Annotated in this window: 2 tRNA genes and 3 rRNA genes; all 5 read right to left on the reverse strand. The window is 48.5% G+C overall.

From position 1 onward, the window contains the following. Nucleotides 1-8 precede the first annotated feature (8 nt). The 5 genes from rrf to WAE57_RS15670 all read right to left on the reverse strand — a co-directional run bounded on the left by rrf (nt 9) and on the right by WAE57_RS15670 (nt 5,373). A 5S ribosomal RNA gene (rrf, locus tag WAE57_RS15650) occupies nt 9-123 on the reverse strand. 192 nt (nt 124-315) lie between these two features. Further along, a 23S ribosomal RNA gene (locus tag WAE57_RS15655) occupies nt 316-3,209 on the reverse strand. Between the two features lie 368 nt (nt 3,210-3,577). After that, a tRNA-Ala gene (locus WAE57_RS15660) sits at nt 3,578-3,653 on the reverse strand. 44 nt (nt 3,654-3,697) lie between these two features. Continuing rightward, nucleotides 3,698-3,774 (reverse strand) — tRNA-Ile (locus tag WAE57_RS15665). Between the two features lie 61 nt (nt 3,775-3,835). Further along, a 16S ribosomal RNA gene (locus WAE57_RS15670) occupies nt 3,836-5,373 on the reverse strand. The 16S, 23S and 5S rRNA genes sit together here with 2 tRNA genes alongside, the layout of an rRNA operon. Between the last annotated feature and the right edge of the window lie 172 nt (nt 5,374-5,545).

The following is a 5,545-nucleotide window of genomic DNA, read 5'->3' on the forward strand; positions in this document are numbered from 1 at the left end:
GAATAATGAGCTGGCGATGACTTACTCTCACATGGGTAATCCCACACTACCATCAGCGCTAAGAGGTTTCACTTCTGAGTTCGGGAAGGGATCAGGTGGTTCACTCTTGCTATTGTCGCCAGCACAACTGTTTATGATTACTCGCTATGGTCTTATTTACGTTGCTTTCGCTTCGTTTTGCCTAGCTTTGGTCAAATGAGTTATTAACAGAGATACTTGAGTTGAATATTGTCTTACTAACGAGCTTATGAATCAAGCTGTTTTGCTGAATATCGAATCAATTGAGCTTTTATACAACAACTGTTTGGGTGTTGTATAGTCAAGCCTCACGAGCAATTAGTATTGGTCAGCTTCATGCGTCACCGCACTTCCACATCCAACCTATCAACGTCGTAGTCTTCAACGGCTCTTTAGAGGACATAAAGTCCTAGGGAAATCTTATCTTGAGGTAGGCTTCCCGCTTAGATGCTTTCAGCGGTTATCCCTTCCGAACATAGCTACCCGGCGATGCGACTGGCGTCACAACCGGTACACCAGAGGTTCGTCCACTCTGGTCCTCTCGTACTAGGAGCAGATCCTCTCAAATTTCCAACGCCCACGGTAGATAGGGACCGAACTGTCTCACGACGTTCTAAACCCAGCTCGCGTACCTCTTTAAATGGCGAACAGCCATACCCTTGGGACCTGCTTCAGCCCCAGGATGAGATGAGCCGACATCGAGGTGCCAAACACCGCCGTCGATATGAACTCTTGGGCGGTATCAGCCTGTTATCCCCAGAGTACCTTTTATCCGTTGAGCGATGGCCCTTCCATACAGAACCACCGGATCACTAAGACCTACTTTCGTACCTGCTCGACTTGTGGGTCTCGCAGTTAAGCGCGCTTTTGCCTTTATACTCTACGCGTGATTTCCGACCACGCTGAGCGCACCTTCGTACTCCTCCGTTACTCTTTAGGAGGAGACCGCCCCAGTCAAACTACCCACCAGACATGGTCCTCGTCCCGGATAACGGGACAGAGTTAGAACCTCAATATTACCAGGGTGGTATTTCAAGATTGGCTCCACCAGAACTAGCGTCCTGGTTTCAAAGCCTCCCACCTATCCTACACAAGTAAGATCAAAGTTCAATGTCAAGCTGCAGTAAAGGTTCACGGGGTCTTTCCGTCTAGCCGCGGGTACACCGCATCTTCACGGCGAATTCGATTTCACTGAGTCTCTGCTGGAGACAGCGCCCCCATCATTATGCCATTCGTGCAGGTCGGAACTTACCCGACAAGGAATTTCGCTACCTTAGGACCGTTATAGTTACGGCCGCCGTTTACTGGGGCTTCGATCAAGAGCTTCGCTTACGCTAACCCCATCAATTAACCTTCCAGCACCGGGCAGGCATCACACCCTATACGTCCACTTTCGTGTTTGCAGAGTGCTATGTTTTTAATAAACAGTTGCAGGGGCCTGGTTTCTGTGGCTGCCAACAGCTCAAGGAGCAAGTCCTATCACCGCCGGCAGCGTACCTTCTCCCGAAGTTACGGTACCATTTTGCCTAGTTCCTTCAGCAGAGTTCTCTCAAGCGCTTTGGTCTACTCGACCTGACCACCTGTGTCGGTTTCGGGTACGATTCCTGTGTAACTGAAGCTTAGAGACTTTTCCTGGAAGCATAGTATCAGCCACTTCACTGTACAAGTACAGCTTGCTATCAGATCTCAGCATAGAGTACCCCGGATTTGCCTAAGATACATGCCTACATCCTTCCACCTGGACAACCAACGCCAGGCTGACTTAACTTACTCCGTCCTCTCATCGCATTACACAGAAGTATTGGAATATTAACCAATTTCCCATCGACTACGCCTCTCGGCCTCGCCTTAGGGGTCGACTCACCCAGCCCCGATTAACGTTGGACTGGAACCCTTGGTCTTTCAGCGTGCGAGTTTTTCACTCGCATTGTCGTTACTCACGTCAGCATTCGCACTTCTGATACCTCCAGCAGACTTCTCAATCCACCTTCATCGGCTTACAGAACGCTCCCCTACCACTTGCAATAAATTGCAAATCCGCAGCTTCGGCATATAGTTTTAGCCCCGTTACATCTTCCGCGCAGGCCGACTCGACTAGTGAGCTATTACGCTTTCTTTAAAGGGTGGCTGCTTCTAAGCCAACCTCCTAGCTGTCTATGCCTTCCCACATCGTTTCCCACTTAACTATAATTTTGGGGCCTTAGCTGGCGGTCTGGATTGTTTTCCTCTTGACTACGGACGTTAGCACCCGCAGTCTGTCTCCCGGATAGTACTCATTGGTATTCGGAGTTTGCATCGGTTTGGTAAGTCGGGATGACCCCCTAGCCGAAACAGTGCTCTACCCCCAATGGTATTCGTCCGAGGCGCTACCTAAATAGCTTTCGGGGAGAACCAGCTATCACCGAGTTTGATTAGCCTTTCACCCCTATCCACAAGTCATCCCCTGGCTTTTCAACGACAGTGGGTTCGGTCCTCCAGTCAGTGTTACCTAACCTTCAACCTGCTCATGGATAGATCACCCGGTTTCGGGTCTACACCCAGCAACTAAACGCCCTATTAAGACTCGATTTCTCTACGGCTCCCCTATTCGGTTAACCTCGCTACTGAATGTAAGTCGCTGACCCATTATACAAAAGGTACGCAGTCACCGAACAAGTCGGCTCCCACTGCTTGTATGCATGCGGTTTCAGGATCTATTTCACTCCCCTCACAGGGGTTCTTTTCGCCTTTCCCTCACGGTACTGGTTCACTATCGGTCAGTCAGGAGTATTTAGCCTTGGAGGATGGTCCCCCCATATTCAGACAAGGTTTCACGTGCCCCGCCCTACTCGACATCATTATCTAAGCCCTTTCGTGTACGGGAATATCACCCTCTACGTTCGCACTTCCCAGAGCGTTCCACTAAAGCTTAGATAACTTAATGGGCTTTTCCCCGTTCGCTCGCCGCTACTGAGGGAATCTCAATTGATTTCTTTTCCTAAGGGTACTGAGATGTTTCACTTCCCCTCGTTCGCCTCGCAACACTATGTATTCATGTTGCGATACCTACCTTATGGTAAGTGGGTTTCCCCATTCAGAAATCTCCGGATCACAGGATATTTGCCGCCTCCCCGGAGCTTATCGCAGGCTATTACGTCTTTCATCGCCTCTGACTGCCAAGGCATCCACCACATGCACTTAATTACTTGACTATACAACCCCAAACAGTCGTTTGATCCTACAAGTAGATCAACCAACATAACAGTTTAGAGCACTGTGCACTTAAGCACCGTACAGCTTCAATTAGATTCATATACCAAAACGCTTGATTCAGTTAATTTCGCTAGTAACTCATTTCTTAATCTTCATCAACTAGTCATAAATGACTGCTAATGTCGATCTTAAAACGAGTATGAACAAATTATTTCAACTCAAATATATTCTGTTAATGATTTTTCCAGCCTTCGTCAGGTCAGGAAACTGTGATAAATCACAGAAGTTAATAAAATGTAAACCAACGTCTACTTCTTACTAATTTCTATAATCTAATCACTTAGCTTATATATTGATGTTCAATATATGGTGGAGACTAGGAGAGTCGAACTCCTGACCTCCTGCGTGCAAAGCAGGCGCTCTACCAACTAAGCTAAGTCCCCAGCTTATCAATAAGTCAATGTATCTTTTTTCTGTAGTCAGATAGTGGTGGGTCTGACAAGACTTGAACTTGTGACCCCACGCTTATCAAGCGTGTGCTCTAACCAACTGAGCTACAGACCCTCAGATACATCGTCATGAAGAACAACTTGTTGTGGATTCTTACCAATCGTCAATCTTTCGTTAAGGAGGTGATCCAGCCGCAGGTTCCCCTACGGCTACCTTGTTACGACTTCACCCCAGTCATCGGCCACACCGTGGTAAGCGTCCTCCTTGCGGTTAGACTACCTACTTCTGGTGCAACAAACTCCCATGGTGTGACGGGCGGTGTGTACAAGGCCCGGGAACGTATTCACCGCGGCATTCTGATCCGCGATTACTAGCGATTCCGACTTCATGGAGTCGAGTTGCAGACTCCAATCCGGACTACGATCGGCTTTTTGAGATTAGCATCCTATCGCTAGGTAGCAACCCTTTGTACCGACCATTGTAGCACGTGTGTAGCCCTGGTCGTAAGGGCCATGATGACTTGACGTCGTCCCCGCCTTCCTCCAGTTTGTCACTGGCAGTATCCTTAAAGTTCCCGGCTTAACCCGCTGGCAAATAAGGAAAAGGGTTGCGCTCGTTGCGGGACTTAACCCAACATCTCACGACACGAGCTGACGACAGCCATGCAGCACCTGTATGTAAGCTCCCGAAGGCACCAATCCATCTCTGGAAAGTTCTTACTATGTCAAGACCAGGTAAGGTTCTTCGCGTTGCATCGAATTAAACCACATGCTCCACCGCTTGTGCGGGCCCCCGTCAATTCATTTGAGTTTTAGTCTTGCGACCGTACTCCCCAGGCGGTCTACTTATCGCGTTAGCTGCGCCACTAAAGCCTCAAAGGCCCCAACGGCTAGTAGACATCGTTTACGGCATGGACTACCAGGGTATCTAATCCTGTTTGCTCCCCATGCTTTCGTACCTCAGCGTCAGTATTAGGCCAGATGGCTGCCTTCGCCATCGGTATTCCTCCAGATCTCTACGCATTTCACCGCTACACCTGGAATTCTACCATCCTCTCCCATACTCTAGCTTCCCAGTATCGAATGCAATTCCTAAGTTAAGCTCAGGGATTTCACATCCGACTTAAAAAGCCGCCTACGCACGCTTTACGCCCAGTAAATCCGATTAACGCTTGCACCCTCTGTATTACCGCGGCTGCTGGCACAGAGTTAGCCGGTGCTTATTCTGCGAGTAACGTCCACTCACTATAGGTATTAACTATAGGAGCCTCCTCCTCGCTTAAAGTGCTTTACAACCAAAAGGCCTTCTTCACACACGCGGCATGGCTGGATCAGGCTTGCGCCCATTGTCCAATATTCCCCACTGCTGCCTCCCGTAGGAGTCTGGGCCGTGTCTCAGTCCCAGTGTGGCGGATCATCCTCTCAGACCCGCTACAGATCGTCGCCTTGGTAGGCCTTTACCCCACCAACTAGCTAATCCGACTTAGGCTCATCTATTAGCACAAGGTCCGAAGATCCCCTGCTTTCCCCCGTAGGGCGTATGCGGTATTAGCATTCCTTTCGAAATGTTGTCCCCCACTAATAGGCAGATTCCTAAGCATTACTCACCCGTCCGCCGCTAAGTTATGGTGCAAGCACCACAACTCCGCTCGACTTGCATGTGTTAAGCCTGCCGCCAGCGTTCAATCTGAGCCATGATCAAACTCTTCAGTTTAAAATCAGTAGTACCTTTAAAGGGCACCAATCTTGGCTCATCAATTTTCTGACAAATATTTCTCAAATAAACTTCGAGTAATTTCTACCATCAATCAATGAAAATAATTTCGATCAATCAACCAGTAAAAATCCACACAAGTTGTTCTTCATAATCTCTTAATGATCTTCTT

The sequence above is a fragment of the Acinetobacter sp. NS-4 genome, assembly GCF_037402435.1.
Classification (GTDB): Bacteria; Pseudomonadota; Gammaproteobacteria; order Pseudomonadales; family Moraxellaceae; genus Acinetobacter.